An 18,098-nucleotide genomic window follows, 5' to 3' on the forward strand; every position below is an offset into this window, starting at 1 on the left:
GACCGCGAAGGACCACGATGCCCGAGACCCGGCCCGAGACCCGCCCCGACCCCGTTCAGGGCGCGACCGACTACCAGGCCCTCTTCCGCGGCGCCATCGAGCGCCTGCACGGCGAGCGCCGCTATCGCGTCTTCGCCGACATCGAGCGCATCAACGGCCGCTTTCCCGCCGCGCAGTGGCGCCGTCCCGACGCCTCGACCCGCGAGATCACCGTGTGGTGCTCGAACGACTATCTCGGCATGGGGCAGCACCCGGCGGTGGTGGGCGCGCTCACCGAGACCGCGCAGCGCTGCGGCGTCGGCGCCGGCGGCACCCGCAACATCGCCGGCAACAACTCGCCGCTCGTCGACCTGGAGCGCGAGCTCGCCGACCTGCACGGCAAGGAGGCGGGCCTCGTCTTCACCTCCGGCTACGTCTCGAACCAGGCCGGCATCTCGACGATCGCCAAGCTGATCCCGCACTGCCTGATCCTGTCGGACGCCTTCAACCACAACTCGATGATCGAGGGCGTGCGCCAGTCGGGCTGCGACAAGCAGATCTTCCGCCACAACGACCTCGCCCACCTCCAGGAGCTGCTGATCGCCGCCGGCGACCGGCCGAAGCTGATCGCCTTCGAGAGCGTCTACTCGATGGACGGCGACGTGGCGCCGATCGGCAGGATCTGCGACCTCGCCGAGCGTTACGGCGCCATGACCTATCTCGACGAGGTCCACGCCGTCGGCCTCTACGGGCCGCGGGGCGCCGGCATCGCCGAGCGCGACCGGGTGATGGACCGGGTCGACGTGATCGAGGGGACCCTCGCCAAGGGCTTCGGCTGCGTCGGCGGCTACATCACCGGCTCGGCGGCGCTCTGCGACGCGGTGCGCAGCCACGCCCCCGGCTTCATCTTCACGACGGCGCTCCCCCCGGCGATCGCCGCCGCCGCCATCGCGTCGATCCGCCACCTCAAGCAGTCGGGCACCGAGCGCGAGGCGCACCAGCGCCAGGCCGCCCGCACCAAGGCCGCCCTCCTCGATGCCGGCCTGCCGGTGCTCGCCACCGAGACCCACATCGTTCCGGTGATGGTCGGCGACGCGGAGGCCTGCAAGGCGGCGGCCGACCGGCTGCTGGAGCGCCACGGCATCTACATCCAGCCGATCAACTACCCCACCGTGCCCCGCGGCACCGAGCGCCTGCGCATCACGCCCTCGCCGTTCCACGGCGAGGCGCATATCGCGGCGCTGACGGAAGCCCTGGTGGAGGTGTGGGACGCGCTGAACCTGCCGCGGGCCGGGACGGTGTTCGTCGAGGCGGCGGAGTAGGTTCTGTTACTGGAGCACTGACGCGAACCGTCAGTGCTCCTCCCGGCGGGCGGCGTGGCGAATCGTAAAGATATTGATCTCGTCGAGCGCCGAATCAATGCCGTAAAAGATGAGATATGGGCAGCGCGGCACGGCGAAACGCCGTACATCGCGTCTCTGGTGCCTACCGATCTCCGGATAAGACGAAATGAGCCTGAGTGCGGCTTTCAGATCCGCCTCAACACGCAATGCTGCACTCGGATTGCGAGCGTAGAGATAATCGGCGATACGCGCGAGGTCCGCTTCGGCTCGATGCGTGAGCCGCAGCTTCATCGCCGAGCACGGCGGAAGGCGGCACTCACGATGTCAATGGCATCGCCTTCAGCGAACTCGCCTCGCCTAGCCTGTGCTATTCCCTCGAGTACGGCTTCGAGGTGCTCAGGCTCGATTTCTTCAGGCTCGCCATCCTGCGCGTAGGCCAGCAGCGCTCGTGCCAAATCGTCCTGTGTCTCGGGGGGCATCGTTTCCAACGCCACGAAGGCTTGCCGAAGCAGTTCCGTCATCGATGAATGCCCCCTTTTTCGTGCCGTTCACCCGCATAGCATGGATGGCGTACAGGTCCCATCGCTTCGCATCTGACGCTGCGTCATCGACATGAGAAGCTGCGAGAGCCGAGAGCGACGCTCTCAGCTCGGCTTAGACCCGCCCCAGCAACCGCTCCACCAGCGGGTTCTCCGCCGCGAAGGCGTAGTCGATGCGCCGCACGCTCACCGCCTGGGCGCCGGCCTGGACCAGGGCTTCGGCCAGCCCGAACACCGCGTCGGTGGGGCAGCGCAGCACGATCTCGCCGCGCCCCTCCGGCGCGCCGTAGGGCAGTTCGGCCTCGTGCAGGGCGGCGAGGCCCGCCAGATCGATCTCGCCCGAGGCCGGCATGCCGGCCCGGACCTCGCGGGTGGTGCGGGCCCGCTCCTCGGCGCTGATGCGGCCGAGCACCGCCTGGACGGCGCGGCGCGGGGTCTCGCTCCAGGAGGCGGCGAGCGAGGCGACGAGGTTGGCCTCCGAGCGCAGGATCACCCCGTCGTCGAGGATTTTCAGCGCGTTGGCGGCCAGCGTCGCGCCGGTCGTCGTGATGTCGACGACGATCTCGGCGCTGCCCGAGGCCGGCGCGCCCTCGGTGGCGCCCAGGCTCTCGACGATGCGGTAATCGGCGACGCCGTGCTCGGCGAAGAAGCGGCGGGTCAGGTTAACGTACTTGGTGGCGATGCGCAGGCGCTTGCCGTGGCGCACCCGCATGTCGCTCGCCACCTCGTCGAGGTCGCTCATCGAGCGCACGTCGATCCAGGCCTGGGGCACCGCCACCACCACGGTGGCCTGGCCGAAGCCGAGCGGGGTCAGGAGCTCGACCTGGCCGGCGGCGTCCGGCAGGGTCTCGCGGATCAGGTCCTCGCCGGTGATGCCGAGATGGGCCGCGCCGCTGGCGAGCTGGCCGGCGATCTCGGAGGCCGAGAGGAAGCGGACCTCGACCCCGTCCACGCCTTTCAGGCGGCCGCGATAGTCGCGGGCGCCGCTGGTCTGGGCGAGCGTCAGGCCGGCGCGGCCGAAGAAGGCGGCGGCGTTCTCCTGCAGGCGGCCCTTCGAGGGCACCGCGAGGACCAGGGGACCATCGACGGGATTGGCCATCGTCCTTGCCATCATCGTGTCGCTCATCAGCGCTCACCCCCGAGGCGTTCGAGCCAGAACGAGCAGCCCACGGCGGGCAGGGCGTCCCGGCTGCCGAGATGCTGGAGCAGGCCGTCGTAGCGCCCGCCGCCGACGAGCGGCTTGATGCCTGCGGCGGACTCGCCCCCCTCCCCGTCCGCGACCTCGAAGATGAAGCCGGTGTAGTAGTCGAGGTTGCGGGCGAAGCTGCCGGTGAACACGAAGCGCTCGAGCGGCAGGCCGCGGGCGGCGATGAAGCCGTTGCGCTCCTCGAACAGGGCGAGCGCCGCCTCGAGTCGCGGGTCGTCGAGGCCGGCCCGGCGGGCGAGGTCGCGGGCGGCCGAGGCCGCGGCGTCGGGATCGCCGGTCAGCGCCAGATAGGCGTCCAGCACCTCGCGGGCTTTGGAGCCCAGGCCGGCGCCGCCCTCGGCATGGGCCGCCGCCTTGGCGAGGAAGCGCTCGGCGATCTCGCCGGCGGTGCGGCCGCCGACCCGGCTGATGCCCGCGATGGCGAGCACGTCCTCGACGAAGGCGCGCACCCCTTGCGGGTCCTGGCCCTGGATGGCGGAGAGGAGGCCGGCATGGGCCGCATCGACCGCGACGGGCGCGGCGACCGCGTCGAGGGAGCGGCCGGCCGCCACCGCCCGCAGCGTCCGGCGCTTGGCCGCCGGCTGGACGTTCAGCGCGTCGAGGAGCGCGGTGATCAGGCCCATGTCGCCGAGGCGCACCTGGCCCTCGCCGCGCCCGAGCCGGTCGAGCCCGTCGAGGGCGAGACCCAGGATCTCGGCATCGGCCGCCGGCACGTCGGCCCGGCCGATCGACTCGATGCCGGCCTGGTGGAACTCGTCGGGCTCGGCCGCCCGCAGGCGGAAGACCGGGCCGAGATAGCTGTAATCGGCGGCCTGCCCGTCGGCGACGGCGCGGTGGTGGCGCCCGACCGGAATCGTGTATTCGGGCCGCAGGCACAGTTCCGCCCCGGCGCCGTCCTGGGTGATGAAGATGCGTCGGCGGATGTCCTCGCCGGACAGCTCCAGGAAGGGCTCGACCGGCTGCAGCACCGGCGGCTCGACCCGCGCGTAGCCCCGGTCCTCGAACAGCGCCAGGAGCGCCTCGTGCGCCGCCGCCGGCCGGGGGGCCGCGGCTCCGTTACCCGTCATTGGTCACAACACCTGCAAATCTCGGACGGCCCTGTAGCAGCCGCGGGCGGGCTTGGCGACCGTGGGGGTGTGCGGAGGCGACGATCTCGGATCGCAGTTCGCTCTCTGCGCCTCGGACCCTTTCGCTGTTCCCGGCGTCGCTTGGGCGACCGCATCGTCGGAATGAAGAACTCAATCCGGCTGGCCGAGCATATCCTCCACCAACCTCGGATTTTTCTCGATCAGCGCCAGCAGCACGCGAGCGGGTCCCTGCGGCTGCCGTCGGTGATGCTCCCATTGCCGAAGCGTCGCGACCGGGACACCGATGCTGGCCGCAAAGGCCGTCTGTGCCTTGCCCGTCTGACGGCGGATTGAGGCCACGTCGATCGTATCGGGGATATGGACGATCATGCCGGGCGGAGTTTCGCCCCTTGCATGAGCCTCGGCCTCCTGCAAGGCCGACAGCGTCCTCTCGAAGATGTCTCTGGCCATGCGCTCAAACCCGATGCTGCGGCGGATCAGTGCTGCCGCCGGTTCCAATGCGCCCTGATCGAGGATGTCAGCTTGGCAAGCTGCTGCACCTCGGCGTCGCTGAAAGTGTCCCGGTCGCCCTTGCTCAGAACGGCCAGCAGATAGACAGGCGCATCGGGTCCGACATAGGCCGTCAACACGCGATATCCTCCGCTCTTCCCCTTGCCCCGACCGGCAAGTCGGACCTTGCGGATGCCACCAGAGCCGACGATGAGATCACCCGCCTCCGGATCGGCCGCAAGCATGGCCTTGAGCGCAAGTCGGCTCGTCCGCGGCATGCGCGCGGCCTCGGCATCTCTGATGAACGCCGAGGTCTCGGCGACCGTGTGCAACGGAGAACCGACGCTCATCTCTGAACCTGCGAGCCGACTATGTCAATGACGCAGACCAGGGGGGCGGACTTGCTTCACCCCCCGTAATGCCGCGCCAGCACCTCGCGCACCCGCGCCACCATCTCGTCCACCGGCACCGAGAGCTGGGCCGGGCGGGCGGCCTTCCACTCGGCGTTGCTGGCGATCGCCTCGGCGGCCTTCGCGCCCTCGATCAGGTCCTTGATCTGGACCTCCCCCTTGGCCCGCTCGTCGCTGCCCTGGATGACGACGCACGGCGCGCCGCGGCGGTCGGCGTACTTCATCTGGGCCTTCATGCCGGAGGCGCCGAGATAGAGCTCCGAGCGGATGCCGGCCTGGCGCAGGCTCGAGACGAGGGCCTGGTAGGCGGCGGTCTCCTCGCGGTCGAGCACCAGCACCACCACCGGGCCGGGGGCGGCCTGGCCGGAGACGATCGGGCTGCGCACGACCTGGAGGGCGGAGAACAGGCGCGAGACGCCGACCGAGAACCCGGTCGCCGGGACCGGCTCGGAGCGGAAGCGGCCGACGAGCCCGTCGTAGCGCCCACCGCCCGCCACCGAGCCGAAGCGCACGGTCTGGCCGTCCTCGTTGACGACCGGGAAGGTCAGCTCGGCCTCGAAGACCGGGCCGGTGTAGTATTCGAGGCCGCGCACCACGGAAGCGTCGGCCCGTACCCGGTCGTGGCCGTAGCCCGCCGCCTCGCACAGCTTCATGATCGTGTGCAGTTCGGCGATGCCCTGGCGCCCGGTCTCGGACGTGCCGACGACCTCGCTCCAGCAGCCGAAGAAGTCCTCCCAGAAGGCGAGGCGGTCGCCGCCCTCGGTGGGGGCGGCCTGGAACGAGACGTAGCGCAGGATGCGCTCGATCGCCTCGTCGGAGAGGCCCGCGCCCTTGGTGAAGTCGCCGCTCTCGTCCTTGCGGCCGGGGCCGAGCAGCAGGCGCACGCCGTCCGCGCCCAGGCGGTCGAGCTTGTCGATCGCCCGCAGCACGATGAGGCGCCGGCCGGCCTGGTCGGCGCCGCCGAGCCCGATCGCCTCCATCACGCCGTCGAGGACCTTGCGGTTGTTGACCTTGACCACGTAGTCGCCGCGGCCGATGCCGACCTTCTCCAGCGTGTCGGCGGCCATCATGCAGATCTCGGCATCCGCCGCGACGGTGGGCGCGCCGACGATGTCGGCATCGAACTGCATGAACTGGCGGAAGCGGCCCGGGCCCGGCTTCTCGTTGCGGAAGACGGTGCCGGCGCGGTAGCTGCGATAGGGCTTGGGGAGCGCGTCGAAATGCTCGGCGACGTAGCGGGCGAGCGGCGCCGTCAGGTCGTAGCGCAGCGACAGCCAGGACTCGTCGTCGTCCTGGAACGAGAAGACGCCCTCGTTCGGCCGGTCGAGATCGGGCAGGAACTTGCCCAGCGCCTCGGTGTACTCGATGAACGGGGTCTCGACCGCCTCGAAGCCGTAGAGCTCGAAGCTCTCGCGGATCTTGTCCAGCATCCGGTTCGTGGCGGCGATCTCGGCCGGCCCGCGGTCGACGAGGCCGCGCGGCAGGCGGGGCTTGAGGGTGGCGGCCTTCTCGGCCTTTGCGGGCTTGGACATCGGGTCTCGCACAAGAAGCGGTCGGCGCGGCCTCGGGCGCCCGTCGCGGGGACGGGCCCGGGCGGGAGGCCGGCGCGGGGTTTGCCGGGCTCTAGCCCATTTGCCCGCGGCTGCAAACCGAGGCCCGCCTCACGCCTCCCCGGAGGCCAGCCACCGCACCCGCGCCGCCTCCAGGCCCCACACCATGCCGAGCATCATGTAGACGTGGCGCCACTTCTCCATGTCGATCTGCATCGCCTGGAGGAAGAACATCAGGAGGGCCGGAACCACGATCTGGGCGTGGCGCCGGTAGGGCGTGTCCTGGCTCATCAGCCGAAACCCCACCCGGCTCGTCATCAGCACCAGGAACACGAAGGCGACGCCGGCGACCCAGCCGCCGTTGGCGAAGGCGCCGATGTAGGAATTGTGCGGCTCGAGGTTGAAGGTGCGGCGCCAGCGCAGGGGGCCCATGCCGAGCGGGTCCTCGATCAGCATGCCGATGCCGCGCAGCTGGTTGCCGAAGCGGCCGGTCTCGCCCTCGTCGTAGTCCTGGGTGACGGCGGCGCGCTTCGCGAACGTCTCGCCGACATCGCCGACCGAGAGGAGGCCGGCGAGCGACACCGCCCCGAACCCCGCCGTGAGGGCGGCGAGCAGCACGATGCGGCGGCGCAACCGCGAGGCGCTGGTGCGGTAGAGCATCACCACCAGCAGGATGCCCATCGCCAGGGTGCCGCCCCAGGAGCCGCGGGAGAACGACAGGAACACGCCGGCGAGCAGGACCGCGAGGCCGAGCCCCGACAGGAGCGGGCGCCGGGCCCGGCCGGTGAGCAGGTCGTGCATCAGGTAGAAGGCGCCGAGCGTCAGGAACGAGCCGAACACGTTCGGATCCTGGAAGGTGCCCGACGCCCGGCCATACATGCTGAACAGCTTGTCGTTGCCGATCAGCTCGAGATAGCCGCCGATGCCGAGGATCCCGCAGAACAGCGCGCTGGCGGTGTAGACCTTGAGGGCGGTCTCGACCCGCCGGTCGGACTCGTCGGAGAAGAACATGGTGAAGAAGATGCCGGTGACGGCGAGGTAGCACAGCTGCACCGTCCAGACGGGCGGCAACTCCTCGTCGAGATAGGGCATCAGGGCGACGACCGTGGCTCCCACGAAGACCAGGAGCACCAGGACGAGGGGCACCGCCCCCCGGTAGAGCCGCACGCCGAGCAGCACCCAGAGCACGATCGTCGGGATCGCCACGAGGTCGTAGGGCGACGTGTCCGAGAAGGCGAAGCAGGCAAAGAAGATGAACGCCGCCATCAGGGCGTGGCCGAAGCCGCGCAAAAGCTGAAGGAACGGCACCGCCGCGAGGTCGCGGCGCGGCAGGACGAACGTGCCCATCGGGCGCCTCCTCGGGTGACGGCGCCCGGGAGGTTAGCGGCGGATGGTGTGCGCCCGCTGAAGCGATAAGGTGAATGAAATACGAAATATCTTGGTAAATTATATTCCACCCGCAACCTCATCCTGAGGTGCGACTGAAAGGAGCCTCGAAGGAGGGCTCCAGAAGTCTCCGAGGTTACTGGAGCCCTCCTTCGAGGCCCACTGCGTGGGCACCTCAGGATGAGGTCGTGGGTTGGAAAGGCCGCATGAAACCATCGAACGGCCCCATCAAACGGCACGGCCCCGCCGCGGAACACGCGACGGGGCCGGATATCCAGGAGAGCCGGTACGCAACTTGGCTCCCCATGAAAATGACCTGACGACGTGAATCTTTCGTCAACGCGCCGCGAGCCTTTCGCTCAACGCGCCGCGAGCTTGGCCGCCGCGGGCGCCACCCCGGCCCGATCCGGGCCCTCGGCGGCGAGCACGGCTTGTGCGCGCGCGGCGTAGCGGCGGGCGAGCGCCGCGCAGGCCATGAGCTGGACCTGGTGGAACAGCATCAGCGGCAGGAGGATGCCACCGACGTCCTGGCCGGCGAAGATCACGTTCGCCATCGGCACGCCGGAGGCCAGGCTCTTCTTCGAGCCGCAGAACACGATGGTGATCTCATCCTCCTTCGAGAAGCCGAGGAGGCGGCTCGCCGCGGTGGTGATCGTCAGCACCAGGGCGAGGAGGACGAGGTCGACGACCAGCATGGTGGCGAGCGCCGGCAGCGGCGTGCGGCTCCACAGGCCGGTCGCCACCGCGTGGCTGAAGGCGATGTAGACGATGAGCAGGATCGAGCCGCGGTCGACCACCATGGTCAGGGGCTTGTGCCGGGTCAGCCAGGGCCCGAGGCGCGGCTGCAGCAATTGGCCGAGCGCGAAGGGCAGGAGCAGCTGGGCCATGATCTTGCCGACCGCCGCCCAGTCGAACTCGTGGTGGCTGCCCTGCGAGTTCAGCAGCACCGCGACGAGGAGCGGGGTGATGAACATGCCGAGGATGTTCGAGGCCGAGGCCGAGCAGATCGCCGCCGGCACGTTGCCGCCCGCCACCGACGTGAAGGCGATCGAGGATTGCACGGTCGAGGGCAGCACGCAGAGGAAGAGCACGCCGGCGGCGAGCGCGGGGGTCAGCAGCGTCGGGCTCAGCAGGCCGGCGGCGAGGCCGAGGATCGGGAAGAGCACGAAGGTCGAGGCGAACACCACGAGGTGCAGGCGCCAATGCACCAGGCCGGCGAGCGCCGTCTGCCGGTCGATGCGCGCGCCGTGCAGGAAGAACAGCAGCGCGATCATGCCGTTGGCGAACAGGCTGAGCCATTCGGCCGCCCTGTCCTGCACCGGCAGGACGCTGCCGAGGATCAGGGCGCCGACGATCATCAGCGTGAAGTTGTCGGGACGCAGGCGAGAGAGCATGGCGGGCCGGAAGGATCGGGGTCTGACGGGATCTCCTTCTCCCTAACCGGCCCGTGCCCGCATGGGTACGCAAGGCTCCAGGATTACAGTTATCGCGAAATGCGATAGCCTGAGTCCCGTTCATGCAGGATGCGGAGAGCCGCCATGGTGCCTTCGACGTGATGCGACCGACATGACCCGCTTGGTCGATCCCGTGCTGCTGCGGACCCTGGCGGCGGTGGTGCGCAGCCGCAGCTTCAGCCGGGCGGCCGAGCAGCTCGGGCTCGGCCAGTCGACGGTGAGCCAGCATGTCCAGCGCCTGGAGGCGCAGCTCGGCCATCGGCTGGTCGCCCGCGACACCCACTCGGTGGCGCTGACCCCGGAGGGCGAGACGGTGCTCGGCTTCGCCCGCACGGTGCTCGACGCGCACGAGCGGCTGGAGCGGGCGCTCGCCGGCGGCCCGGTGCGCGGCAAGGTGCGGTTCGGCGCCTCGGAGGATTTCGTCCAGAGCCGGCTGTCCGACGTCCTGCGCGATTTCCGTGAGGCCTATCCGTCGGTCGACCTCGAGCTGAGCGTGGCGCTCACGGGATTCCTGAACGACGCCCTGGCGCGCGGCGAGCTCGACCTCGTGCTCGGCAAGCGCCATGTCGGCGAGACGCAAGGGGTGCTGGTGCGGCGCGACCGGCTGGTTTGGGTCGGGCTGCCCACCGCGCTGCCCGAGCGGGGCGAGCCGGTGGCGCTGGCGAGCTTCCCGGCCCCCAGCATCACCCGGGCGATCGCGCTGGCGGCGCTGACCCAGGAGGGGCGGGCCTTCCGGGTCACCTGCACCTGCGCCAGCCTCAGCGGGTTGCGCGCCGCGGCGCTCGCCGGCGTCGGCGTGATGGCCCAGCCCCGCAGCCTGATCCCGGACGGCCTGCAGGAACTGGCGCACCCGGACCTGCCGCGGCTGGCCGACATCGAGTTCGTGCTCTCGGGGCCCGGCCTCCACCGCGAGCCGAGCCGGGCCCTGGCGCACGAGATCCTGAACGCGGACATCTGGGATTGACGCCGCGTCCAGTGGATGGGCGATCGGGATCAGTACCCGATGGCGCCGCGCTTGAAGCCGAAGCCCGGGACCTCGCAGCCGCAGGACGAGTTGAGCGGGGCGGGCCGGGTCGGGCAGTTGCCGCGGGCGGTGACGCAGATCCGGCCGAGGCGGCCGCCGCCGTACTCCCGGTAGCCCGGGCGGTCGTAATCGTAGCGCCGGGCGCGCGGGCGGTCGTAATCGTAGCGCTCCTCGTAGCGGCGGCGCGGGCGGTCGTCGTCGTAGCCGCCGTAGCCGTACTGCGCGAAGGCGGGTGCGACGCCGAGGCCGAGGGTCAGGGCGGCCAGGGCCGCGGTCATCACGGTCTTCACGGATCTCTCCTTCGTATCGGATGGTGTGCCGGATCGTTTCACCGGTCACGCTAGGTGCAGCCACATGAACGCGCGCTGAGGCGATTCGGTGCCGTCACGGCAGCGGGGCGGGCGCGGATGCCACGGCGCGGCCTCATCGCGCGGGGAGCGGTTGTCGCGGGCGGGGGACGTCGCCACCTACGGGCGACCACCCTTTTCGACAGCACGGGCCGCGACCGCCGAGGCGACCGGCCCCCAGCACAGGGACGCCGACAGTGAAGGATGCGGAGATGGAGCTCCTGAAGCTCGCTGCCCTCGACGCCGACGATCTCGCGATCATCTCGACCCACCTCCAGGACGCGGTCCTGCGCACCGGGGACCTCGCCTACCTGCCGCGGGAGCGCCGCTTCGCCCTGGTGGCGCGGCGCTTCGACTGGGAGAGCCCCGACGGCGCCCCGCCGCGCCGCCGGCTCACCGGGCTGCACTTCGAGCGGGTGCTCTCCGTGCGCTGCCGCAACATCCCGCGCGACGAGCCCGACAGCCCGCTCGAGCTCCTTGCCATCACGTTCGAGCCCGGCGAGGCGCCGTCGGGCACCGCCACCCTGGTCTTTGCCGGCGGCGGGGCGATCCGGCTCGAGCTCGAATGCATCGAGGCGGCGATGAAGGATCTCGGCCCGGTCTGGCAGGCCGACAGCAAGCCGCTGCACGCCGCCCACGACAGGCCCCTCGACGCGGCCTGAATTTTTTGGCAGTCGGCGGGCCCTGGCACGATCCGCCGGCCCGTCCCTCCTCTCGGGCCACTTCCTTCGGCCCGCCGACACGAGACCGGATTCCGCATGCAGCGCCTCGATTCCCGCGATCCCGATTTCGAGTCGCACTTCGCCCGCCTGCTCTCGGTCAAGCGCGAGGTCTCGGAGGACGTCGACGCGGCGGTGCGCGACATCATCGCGGAGGTGGTCGCCCGCGGCGACGACGCGGTGATCGACTACACACGCCGCTTCGACCGGCTCGACCTGACGCCGGACACCATTCGGGTCTCCGCCGAGGAGATCGAGGCCGCCACCGCGTCCTGCCCGGCCGAGGCCCTCGACGCGCTGGCGCTGGCCAAGGCGCGGATCGAGACCTACCACCGCGCCCAGGTGCCGGCGGATCACCGCGAGACCGACGCGCTCGGGGTGACGCTGGGCTGGCGCTGGACCGCGATCGAATCGGTCGGCCTCTACGTGCCGGGCGGCACCGCGAGCTACCCGTCCTCGGTCTTGATGAACGCGGTGCCGGCCAAGGTCGCCGGCGTGCCGCGGATCGCCATGGTGGTGCCGACCCCGGACGGGGTCACCAACCCGCTGGTGCTCGCCGCCGCCAGGCTCGCCGGGGTCGACGAGGTGTTCCGCGTCGGCGGTGCCCAGGCCGTGGCGGCCCTCGCCTACGGCACGGCGACGATCCGGCCGGTGGCCAAGATCGTCGGCCCGGGCAACGCCTACGTGGCGGCGGCCAAGCGCCGGGTCTTCGGCCAGGTCGGCATCGACATGATCGCCGGCCCCTCCGAGGTGCTGATCCTGGCCGATTCCTCCGCCAACCCCGAATGGGTGGCGGCCGACCTGCTCGCCCAGGCCGAGCACGACACCGCCGCGCAGGCCATCCTGGTCACCGACAGCGACGCGCTCGCCGACGCCGTGGCGGCGGCGGTGGAGGGCCAGCTCAAGACCCTGAAGCGGGCCGAGATCGCGACCGCGAGCTGGCGCGACTACGGGGCGATCGTGCGGGTCGCGCGGCTCGCCGACGCGATCCCGCTCGTCGACCGCCTCGCGCCCGAGCACCTCGAGATCGAGTCGCACGACGCCGAGGACCTGGCGGCACGGGTGCGCAACGCGGGCGCGATCTTCGTCGGCGCCCACACGCCCGAGGCGATCGGCGACTATGTCGGCGGCCCCAACCACGTCCTGCCGACCGCCCGCTCGGCCCGGTTCTCCTCCGGCCTCGGCGTCCTCGACTTCATGAAGCGGACCTCGCTCCTCTCCTGCACCCCCGAGGCCCTGCGGGCGCTCGGCCCCGCGGCGGTGACGCTCGGCCGCTCGGAGGGGCTCGACGGGCATGCCCGCTCGGTGGCGATCCGCCTGAACCTTTGATCAACCCGCCCAAGCCACCCTACGTCCGGCTTGCGCGGGAGGCCGCGCTCGCCTCTGCTGCACGCCCTGACAACGAACCCGCGACGATCCGGGGAGGAGATCCGATGGCGAGCGAGGCTCCCGATCCGCGACAGCGCCTGGCGGCGGTGACGCTCGACGAGGATTCGATCGGGCGCGGCAATCCCGACCAGGAGCACGAGCGCGCCATCGCGATCTACGACATCCTGGAATCGAACACCTTCCGGGTCGCCAACAACGACGGCGGTCCCTACGGGTTGTCGCTCGGCCTCGTCGAGAACAAGCTGTCCTTCGCGATCTCGACCGCCGACGGCCAGCCGGTGATGACCCATCTCCTGTCGCTGACGCCGTTCCGCGGCGTGATCCGCGACTACGAGATGATCTGCGACAGCTACTTCAAGGCGATCCGCACCGCCTCGCCGAGCCAGATCGAGGCGATCGACATGGGCCGGCGCGGGGTCCACAACGAGGCGTCCGAGCTGCTGCGCCAGCGCCTCGAGGGCAAGGTCGAGATCGACCACGACACCGCCCGCCGGCTGTTCACGCTGATCTTCGCCCTGCACTGGAAGGGCTGAGCCGGTGCCCGAAGGCCCCTCCGCGGACGGCGCCGCGCCCGCCGGGGCCGATCCGACGAAACCCGACCCGTCCCGGCCCGACCCCGCGAGACCGGGCCGGCGGGTGCAGTCGGTGCTGTTCGTCTGCAACTTCAACGCCGTGCGCTCGGCCTGCGCCGAGGCCCTGGCGCGGCACTATTTCGGCAAGTCGGTCTACGTCCAGTCGGCGGGCGTGCGCGGGGGCGAGCCGGCGGACCCGTTCATGATCGCGGCCCTCGACGAGATCGGCATCGACGCCTCGCGCCACCGCCCCCGCACCCTGGAGGAGCTGGAGGAGTGGGAGGGCCTGAACTTCGACCTGATCGTCTCGCTCTCGCCGGAGGCCCACCACGCCGCCCTCGAACTCACCCGCACGCTCGCGGCCGAGGTCGAGTACTGGCCGACCCCGGACCCGACCGTGGGACAGGGCTCGCGCGAGCAGCGCCTCGACGGCTACCGCGACGTGCGGGATGGGTTGGGATACCGGATCCGACAGCGGTTGCGGTGAAGACCGCCGGTCGGTCTACAGCCCGACGGCCCGTCCCAGCGCCACCACCCCCATCCCGGCCAGCACCGCCGCCAGCTCGAACCGGGTCAGCGCCATCACGCCGGCCGCGGTGACGAGGCCGAGGAGCCCCGGCAGGCCGGCCGAGAGGCCGGTGGGCACGGCGGTCGCCACCACGATCGAGCCCGGCAGGGCGCGCAGGCCCCGCTCGACCCGCGGGGTGAGGCGGACCCGGCTCATCAGCACCACGCCCGACGCCCGGCAGAGATAGGTGACGAGGGCGAGCGCCAGGATGGCGATCCAGGGGCCGGCGGGGCCGGCCAGCAGCGCGTCGATCATCGCGCCGCCCCGTCGTCGACGAGGAGGCCGGTGACGAGGCCGGCCGCCGCACCCGCCGCGATGAAGGCGTAGCCCGGCACCAGCCGCTGCACCACGAGCGCGACGAGGCCCGAGGCGAGCCAGGGCAGGGCCGGCCGCACGCCGCGCCAGAGCGGCGCCAGCATGGCGGCGAAGAACACCGGCAGGATCATGTCGAGGGCGTAGGCCCGGGGCTGGGTGACGAGCGCGCCGGCCAGGTGCCCGGCCACCGTCGAGGCGACCCAGAGCGGCCACAGGCCGATGCCGGCTCCGAACAGCACGCCGAGATCGCGCCCGCCCTCGGCGCGGTGGCGCACGCCGATGAGCCAGCTCGCATCGACGAGCACGAACAGGGTCATCGCCGTGCGCCAGAGCGGGGTGCCGCGCATCCAGGGCTGGATCGTCGCGCCCATCAGGATCATGCGGGCGTTGATGAGCCCGGTCACCGTCATGGCGGCGAGCAGCGCACGCAGCGTCCAGGGCTGGCCCCACACCTCCAAGGTCACCATCTGGGCCGAGCCGGCATAGACGAGCGCGCTCGCGCCCGCGGCCTCCGCCAGGGTCACGCCGCGCTGGGCCGCCGCGGCCCCGAAAGCGGCGCCGAAGACCGCGATGCTCGGCCAGAGCGGCAGGCTGAGCCGGATACCCCGAAGGATGCCGGCGCGGGTGAACGGGGCGGCGGGGAGCGGGGCGGCGGGCCCGTGGGTCATGGGAGCGGCGGGACTGGGCGCCGCCGGCATGGGACCGGCAGGCTCTTGGGACGACCCTTGGGAGGACATGGGAGCGGGAGCCGTGCGGACGCGTCTTGACGGAACCACCGTCTGTTGCCCCCCGGCCCGCCGGGCGTCAATCCGCGCGGGCGACGACCCCGGGTTGCAGGACCCACATCCGTCGCCGGCCTGATCGCGTCCCTTGGAGCGGTGTCGCCGACCAAGGGCGGGCGGGCCGCGAGGGTCTCCGGATGCGGCCCGGACGATGACCCGAGCGATCAATCCAAGTGTTGCGGTGCCACCACATCGGTTTCCGAAGTGGAAGCTCGGCCACAGAGCAGGGATTGTGATCCTGACGCGGATGGGCAGTTTTGGAGGCGAGGGCTGATCCTGCAAGGCGAGGCTGCGATGATGTCACGGACGATGCACGATCGTTCCGGCGGGCCGGTTCCCGCCATCCTGCCGCCGCCGGCCCTCCGGTCGACGGACGGCGCGGGTCTCCTCGCGGCCGTCCTGGCGCCGGGCCTGCACGCGGCGTTCGACGGCTGCCTCGACGAGGCGCTGCCGGCGGACCTGTCCGACCTCCTGGGGCGGCTCGACCGCACCGCGGCCGGGCCCCGCGCCCGGGCTTCCGATTCCTTCAAGCGTTCGTAAAGAGTCCCATGAGCGAAATCGCCGCCGAAACCACCCGCGTCGTCGCCTTCCCGCAGGCCGTGGCCGCGAGCCCCGTCGACGAGAACACCGCCTCGATGATCGAGGTGCTGCAGGAGCAGCTGCGCCTGGCCCGCGAGGGCAAGCTGCGCTCCGTCGCGGTGGTCTCGGTCTCCTCCGACGGCGGGGCGGTCGGCACGCAATGGTCGTGCACCCACGGCGACATTACCAGCCTGATCGGCAAGCTGACGGTGCTGACCCACGACATGATGGCCGCCCGCAAGTGAGCGCTGCCAAGTGACGGGGATCGAGTGACGGCGGTCGAGTGACGGCCGGCGAGTGACCATGCGATCCGCGACCGGCCGCGGGCGTACCGGGACGGGAGACCCCGTCCCCCGCCTCAGTCGCGGCTGAGGCGGTAGGCGTTGGCCCGCACCTTCCGGCGGTAGTCCCGCACGACCCGCTCGGGCGTGCCGCCCGTGGCGAGCGTCATCGCCGCCTCCGCGGCGGCCTCCATCTTCTCGACCACCATGCGGTGCGCCTCGTCCTGGGCCGCGCTGCCGCCGAGCGAGAGCTTGGCGAGCCGCAGGGCGACGACCGTCTGCGCCTCGAGGCCGAGGCGGACCGTGTCGAGGCCGAGGCGCAGCCAGGAATCGTACATCGCGAAGCATCTCCAGATCGAGGCTGTGGGGGTAGGGAACCGTCCGGCGCGAACGGCCGCGACGGACGGGGCGCGGCCGCCGGACCGGACGGCGGTCGCCGAATCAGGGAATCGCGCCCTGGGGCAGCATCAGCCCGCCGGGCGTCCGGGCCGGGGCGTCCGGCGCCCTCTCGCGCCGGGGCTTCGGCGCGCGGGGCGCGGGCTTCGACGCCGCCTTGGGCGTCTCCGCGGACGGATCGGCCGCGGCCCCGTCGGCCGAGGCCGCCTCGACCTTCGGGTCTGCCTTGACGTCTTTTTTGGCGGCGGCCCTGCCCTTCGCGGTGCCGCGGGCCACGGGGGCGGGCTTGGGCATCGCGACCTTCGGGGGATCGCCGCAGGCCTTGAAGGCCAGCTCGGCCAGGACCTGGCCGTCATCCTCGGACAGGATGCGCAGGGCCGCGGGCAGGCCCTCGAGGGCCTCGGACCAGCGGATCGGCGCACCGTTCTGCGCCTCCAGGGCCGCCGGCGACGGGCCGCGGCGCAGGCCCGACAGGTCGGGTCCGTAGGCGGTGGCGAGCTTGTTGCGGATCACCACCTGCAGCACCTGCAGGGCTTCCGGCGAGAGCGGCCGCAGCGGGTTGTTCCAGGTCATGGTCCCCTGCCGGGTGACCCAGAGGCGAAAGCCCTTGCCGCCGGCGAATTCCGGCGCCTGCGGGGCCGCGCAGGCGGGCACCGCGTCCTCGGGGGCCGCACGGGCGGGGCCGGCCGACAGGGCAAGGCCGGCCAACAGGGCGGCCAGAAGGACGGCCGTCAAGGCGGCACGGGTCACCGGGAATCTCCGTTACGCTCGAACGGCTGGGGATGGGGACGGCGCGCGCCCGGACCGGAGCCGTGGGGTTCCGGCTCGGGCAGGCCGGGTTCGGCGGGATCGTGGTCGATGGTCATCGGCCCCTGGGGGCGGGGGCGAGGCGCCTCCAGCCGCTCGTAGGCCCGCGGCGCCTCCGGTTGATGGGCAGCCTGCTCGAACACCCCGGCGAGGTCCTGGTCGAAATCGCGAAACAGCTCGTCGCCGCGGTCCTCCAGTTCCTGCTCGTGCGGGAGCCGCAGGGTTGGACGGCCGCGCCCGCGCCCGAACACGAGCATCACGCCGGCGAATACCAGGGCCGCCGCCGCGGCCAGAATCACGATCATCTCCATCGTGATGCCAGCCTTAGAGCATTTCCGGCGGCCTGTCCGGTCGCGCGGCGCCGGGCCGGTCTGCGGCGTGCGGGGGCCGCCGCCCGGGCGTGTCCCTCGTCGTCAGCCCGGCAGGCGGGCCGCCCGGGCACCCCGCAGGTAGCCGGCCTCGCGCAGCAGCAGGCCTGCCTCGACGGCCTCCAGAAGCGCGCCGTCGACGAGCGCATCCTCGGGGGGCGCCCTCCCGGACGCCGCCGCGGCGGGGAAACCCGCGATGGGCTGCCCGGGGGTCGCCGACGCCCGCGGGCGCTCGCCCATCAGCCCGGCGGGCAGGGCCTGGCCGACGAGGGTGGTGGCCGCCGTGACGGCCACTCCGATCGACATCATGGCGTGGTCCCTTTTCGCGAGCCGGCATCGGCGAGGCTCGCAGGATGGCGCGCGAAGCAGATTTCGCCGAAGTGGTTGCCGGTTCGGCGCCGAAAATCTGCGACAAGACAAGAATCTTAGCGGGCGAAGCGTTGGCCTGCCAACGCAAGTCCACTTAGGCAAATCTTAACCATTGTCCGGGTCGCCGCAGGGGGATC

Annotated in this window: 24 protein-coding genes; 8 read left to right on the plus strand and 16 right to left on the minus strand. The window is 71.6% G+C overall.

What is annotated here, in order from left to right; genetic code table 11:
* Positions 1–17: 17 nt before the first annotated feature.
* A complete protein-coding gene (gene hemA, locus BMX97_RS12590; RefSeq protein WP_091750262.1) occupies positions 18–1,301 on the plus strand; it encodes a 5-aminolevulinate synthase in 1,284 nt (427 codons plus the stop codon).
* 30 nt (positions 1,302–1,331) lie between these two features.
* Here the strand turns inward: hemA and BMX97_RS12595 are convergent, their stop codons facing one another.
* From BMX97_RS12595 to BMX97_RS12635, 9 genes are all read right to left on the minus strand, one after another.
* On the minus strand, positions 1,332–1,613 hold the full coding sequence (locus tag BMX97_RS12595) for a type II toxin-antitoxin system RelE/ParE family toxin (protein ID WP_091750265.1): 282 nt from the start codon (positions 1,611–1,613) through the stop codon (positions 1,332–1,334).
* Positions 1,610–1,843 carry a hypothetical protein gene (locus tag BMX97_RS12600; protein WP_091750268.1) on the minus strand — a complete coding sequence of 78 codons (234 nt, stop codon included), beginning with the start codon at positions 1,841–1,843 and terminating at the stop codon, positions 1,610–1,612. The genes BMX97_RS12595 and BMX97_RS12600 overlap by 4 nt, the downstream gene beginning before the upstream one ends.
* 133 nt (positions 1,844–1,976) lie before the next feature.
* The gene (hisG, locus tag BMX97_RS12605) at positions 1,977–2,987 is read right to left on the minus strand and encodes an ATP phosphoribosyltransferase (RefSeq protein ID WP_177202201.1); all 1,011 of its coding nucleotides are present in this window, start codon (positions 2,985–2,987) and stop codon (positions 1,977–1,979) included.
* Positions 2,987–4,135: an ATP phosphoribosyltransferase regulatory subunit gene (locus BMX97_RS12610; RefSeq protein WP_091750274.1), complete on the minus strand. Its 1,149-nt coding sequence runs from the start codon at positions 4,133–4,135 to the stop codon at positions 2,987–2,989. The genes hisG and BMX97_RS12610 overlap by 1 nt, the downstream gene beginning before the upstream one ends.
* 171 nt (positions 4,136–4,306) lie before the next feature.
* Positions 4,307–4,606, minus strand: a complete 300-nt coding sequence (locus BMX97_RS12615; protein WP_091750665.1) for a helix-turn-helix domain-containing protein — start codon at positions 4,604–4,606, stop codon at positions 4,307–4,309.
* Between the two features lie 26 nt (positions 4,607–4,632).
* Positions 4,633–4,995 (minus strand): type II toxin-antitoxin system RelE/ParE family toxin, encoded by a 363-nt coding sequence (locus tag BMX97_RS12620; protein WP_244538399.1) that lies wholly within the window; start codon positions 4,993–4,995, stop codon positions 4,633–4,635.
* 56 nt (positions 4,996–5,051) lie between these two features.
* Positions 5,052–6,587 carry a histidine--tRNA ligase gene (gene hisS / locus BMX97_RS12625; RefSeq protein WP_091750278.1) on the minus strand — a complete coding sequence of 512 codons (1,536 nt, stop codon included), beginning with the start codon at positions 6,585–6,587 and terminating at the stop codon, positions 5,052–5,054.
* A 129-nt stretch (positions 6,588–6,716) separates the two neighbouring features.
* Positions 6,717–7,952, minus strand: a complete 1,236-nt coding sequence (locus tag BMX97_RS12630; protein WP_091750281.1) for an O-antigen ligase family protein — start codon at positions 7,950–7,952, stop codon at positions 6,717–6,719.
* Between the two features lie 398 nt (positions 7,953–8,350).
* Positions 8,351–9,385: a bile acid:sodium symporter family protein gene (locus BMX97_RS12635; protein ID WP_091750284.1), complete on the minus strand. Its 1,035-nt coding sequence runs from the start codon at positions 9,383–9,385 to the stop codon at positions 8,351–8,353.
* A gap of 172 nt (positions 9,386–9,557) precedes the next feature.
* Here BMX97_RS12635 and BMX97_RS12640 point away from each other — a divergent pair, with 172 nt between their 5' ends.
* Complete coding sequence (locus BMX97_RS12640) at positions 9,558–10,409, plus strand: LysR substrate-binding domain-containing protein (RefSeq protein ID WP_091750287.1); 852 nt, start codon at positions 9,558–9,560, stop codon at positions 10,407–10,409.
* 29 nt (positions 10,410–10,438) lie between these two features.
* On the opposite strand, the gene BMX97_RS12645 is transcribed toward BMX97_RS12640, so the two are convergent.
* Positions 10,439–10,750 (minus strand): hypothetical protein, encoded by a 312-nt coding sequence (locus tag BMX97_RS12645; RefSeq protein WP_091750671.1) that lies wholly within the window; start codon positions 10,748–10,750, stop codon positions 10,439–10,441.
* Between the two features lie 278 nt (positions 10,751–11,028).
* Here BMX97_RS12645 and BMX97_RS12650 point away from each other — a divergent pair, with 278 nt between their 5' ends.
* The 4 genes from BMX97_RS12650 to BMX97_RS12665 all read left to right on the plus strand — a co-directional run bounded on the left by BMX97_RS12650 (position 11,029) and on the right by BMX97_RS12665 (position 13,983).
* Positions 11,029–11,478 carry a DUF2948 family protein gene (locus tag BMX97_RS12650; protein WP_177202202.1) on the plus strand — a complete coding sequence of 150 codons (450 nt, stop codon included), beginning with the start codon at positions 11,029–11,031 and terminating at the stop codon, positions 11,476–11,478.
* Positions 11,479–11,574: 96 nt separating this feature from the next.
* Positions 11,575–12,864 (plus strand): histidinol dehydrogenase, encoded by a 1,290-nt coding sequence (gene hisD / locus BMX97_RS12655; RefSeq protein ID WP_091750294.1) that lies wholly within the window; start codon positions 11,575–11,577, stop codon positions 12,862–12,864.
* A gap of 104 nt (positions 12,865–12,968) precedes the next feature.
* On the plus strand, positions 12,969–13,457 hold the full coding sequence (locus BMX97_RS12660; protein ID WP_060845257.1) for a UPF0262 family protein: 489 nt from the start codon (positions 12,969–12,971) through the stop codon (positions 13,455–13,457).
* A 103-nt stretch (positions 13,458–13,560) separates the two neighbouring features.
* Entirely contained in the window at positions 13,561–13,983 is a 423-nt protein-coding gene (locus BMX97_RS12665) for an arsenate-mycothiol transferase ArsC (RefSeq protein ID WP_060845258.1), read from the plus strand.
* Positions 13,984–13,998: 15 nt separating this feature from the next.
* On the opposite strand, the gene BMX97_RS12670 is transcribed toward BMX97_RS12665, so the two are convergent.
* Positions 13,999–14,319 carry an AzlD family protein gene (locus BMX97_RS12670; protein WP_091750297.1) on the minus strand — a complete coding sequence of 107 codons (321 nt, stop codon included), beginning with the start codon at positions 14,317–14,319 and terminating at the stop codon, positions 13,999–14,001.
* Entirely contained in the window at positions 14,316–15,047 is a 732-nt protein-coding gene (locus BMX97_RS12675) for an AzlC family ABC transporter permease (RefSeq protein WP_091750299.1), read from the minus strand. Before BMX97_RS12675 ends, BMX97_RS12670 begins: the two co-directional genes overlap by 4 nt.
* 423 nt (positions 15,048–15,470) lie before the next feature.
* On the opposite strand from BMX97_RS12675, the gene BMX97_RS12680 reads away from it, so the two are divergent.
* Both BMX97_RS12680 and BMX97_RS12685 read left to right on the plus strand, forming a co-directional pair.
* Complete coding sequence (locus BMX97_RS12680; protein ID WP_091750301.1) at positions 15,471–15,701, plus strand: hypothetical protein; 231 nt, start codon at positions 15,471–15,473, stop codon at positions 15,699–15,701.
* A gap of 8 nt (positions 15,702–15,709) precedes the next feature.
* Positions 15,710–15,985, plus strand: coding sequence for a hypothetical protein (locus BMX97_RS12685; protein WP_060845262.1), 276 nt, complete (start codon positions 15,710–15,712; stop codon positions 15,983–15,985).
* Between the two features lie 113 nt (positions 15,986–16,098).
* Here the strand turns inward: BMX97_RS12685 and BMX97_RS12690 are convergent, their stop codons facing one another.
* From BMX97_RS12690 to BMX97_RS12705, 4 genes are all read right to left on the minus strand, one after another.
* Positions 16,099–16,359 (minus strand): hypothetical protein, encoded by a 261-nt coding sequence (locus BMX97_RS12690; protein WP_091750304.1) that lies wholly within the window; start codon positions 16,357–16,359, stop codon positions 16,099–16,101.
* Between the two features lie 103 nt (positions 16,360–16,462).
* A complete protein-coding gene (locus BMX97_RS12695) occupies positions 16,463–17,167 on the minus strand; it encodes a hypothetical protein (protein ID WP_091750306.1) in 705 nt (234 codons plus the stop codon).
* Complete coding sequence (locus BMX97_RS12700) at positions 17,164–17,523, minus strand: hypothetical protein (RefSeq protein WP_143074612.1); 360 nt, start codon at positions 17,521–17,523, stop codon at positions 17,164–17,166. The genes BMX97_RS12695 and BMX97_RS12700 overlap by 4 nt, the downstream gene beginning before the upstream one ends.
* 114 nt (positions 17,524–17,637) lie before the next feature.
* Positions 17,638–17,901, minus strand: coding sequence for a hypothetical protein (locus tag BMX97_RS12705; RefSeq protein ID WP_091750311.1), 264 nt, complete (start codon positions 17,899–17,901; stop codon positions 17,638–17,640).
* Positions 17,902–18,098 lie beyond the last annotated feature (197 nt).

Source organism: Methylobacterium sp. ap11, from assembly GCF_900110515.1.
GTDB lineage: Bacteria > Pseudomonadota > Alphaproteobacteria > Rhizobiales > Beijerinckiaceae > Methylobacterium > Methylobacterium ajmalii.

What these genes read in the sequence shown, in the direction of transcription:
- BMX97_RS12650 (WP_177202202.1), top strand. Translation starts at nt 11,029, where the DNA reads ATGGAGCTCCTGAAGCTCGCTGCCCTCGACGCCGACGATCTCGCGATC.
- BMX97_RS12620 (WP_244538399.1), bottom strand. Translation starts at nt 4,995, where the DNA reads ATGAGCGTCGGTTCTCCGTTGCACACGGTCGCCGAGACCTCGGCGTTC.
- BMX97_RS12705 (WP_091750311.1), bottom strand. Translation starts at nt 17,901, where the DNA reads ATGATGTCGATCGGAGTGGCCGTCACGGCGGCCACCACCCTCGTCGGC.
- BMX97_RS12640 (WP_091750287.1), top strand. Translation starts at nt 9,558, where the DNA reads ATGACCCGCTTGGTCGATCCCGTGCTGCTGCGGACCCTGGCGGCGGTG.
- BMX97_RS12610 (WP_091750274.1), bottom strand. Translation starts at nt 4,135, where the DNA reads ATGACGGGTAACGGAGCCGCGGCCCCCCGGCCGGCGGCGGCGCACGAG.
- BMX97_RS12630 (WP_091750281.1), bottom strand. Translation starts at nt 7,952, where the DNA reads ATGGGCACGTTCGTCCTGCCGCGCCGCGACCTCGCGGCGGTGCCGTTC.
- BMX97_RS12675 (WP_091750299.1), bottom strand. Translation starts at nt 15,047, where the DNA reads ATGACCCACGGGCCCGCCGCCCCGCTCCCCGCCGCCCCGTTCACCCGC.
- BMX97_RS12615 (WP_091750665.1), bottom strand. Translation starts at nt 4,606, where the DNA reads ATGGCCAGAGACATCTTCGAGAGGACGCTGTCGGCCTTGCAGGAGGCC.
- BMX97_RS12595 (WP_091750265.1), bottom strand. Translation starts at nt 1,613, where the DNA reads ATGAAGCTGCGGCTCACGCATCGAGCCGAAGCGGACCTCGCGCGTATC.
- BMX97_RS12660 (WP_060845257.1), top strand. Translation starts at nt 12,969, where the DNA reads ATGGCGAGCGAGGCTCCCGATCCGCGACAGCGCCTGGCGGCGGTGACG.
- BMX97_RS12680 (WP_091750301.1), top strand. Translation starts at nt 15,471, where the DNA reads ATGCACGATCGTTCCGGCGGGCCGGTTCCCGCCATCCTGCCGCCGCCG.
- hemA (WP_091750262.1), top strand. Translation starts at nt 18, where the DNA reads ATGCCCGAGACCCGGCCCGAGACCCGCCCCGACCCCGTTCAGGGCGCG.
- BMX97_RS12690 (WP_091750304.1), bottom strand. Translation starts at nt 16,359, where the DNA reads ATGTACGATTCCTGGCTGCGCCTCGGCCTCGACACGGTCCGCCTCGGC.
- BMX97_RS12670 (WP_091750297.1), bottom strand. Translation starts at nt 14,319, where the DNA reads ATGATCGACGCGCTGCTGGCCGGCCCCGCCGGCCCCTGGATCGCCATC.
- BMX97_RS12600 (WP_091750268.1), bottom strand. Translation starts at nt 1,843, where the DNA reads ATGACGGAACTGCTTCGGCAAGCCTTCGTGGCGTTGGAAACGATGCCC.
- BMX97_RS12685 (WP_060845262.1), top strand. Translation starts at nt 15,710, where the DNA reads ATGAGCGAAATCGCCGCCGAAACCACCCGCGTCGTCGCCTTCCCGCAG.
- BMX97_RS12635 (WP_091750284.1), bottom strand. Translation starts at nt 9,385, where the DNA reads ATGCTCTCTCGCCTGCGTCCCGACAACTTCACGCTGATGATCGTCGGC.
- hisD (WP_091750294.1), top strand. Translation starts at nt 11,575, where the DNA reads ATGCAGCGCCTCGATTCCCGCGATCCCGATTTCGAGTCGCACTTCGCC.
- hisG (WP_177202201.1), bottom strand. Translation starts at nt 2,987, where the DNA reads ATGAGCGACACGATGATGGCAAGGACGATGGCCAATCCCGTCGATGGT.
- hisS (WP_091750278.1), bottom strand. Translation starts at nt 6,587, where the DNA reads ATGTCCAAGCCCGCAAAGGCCGAGAAGGCCGCCACCCTCAAGCCCCGC.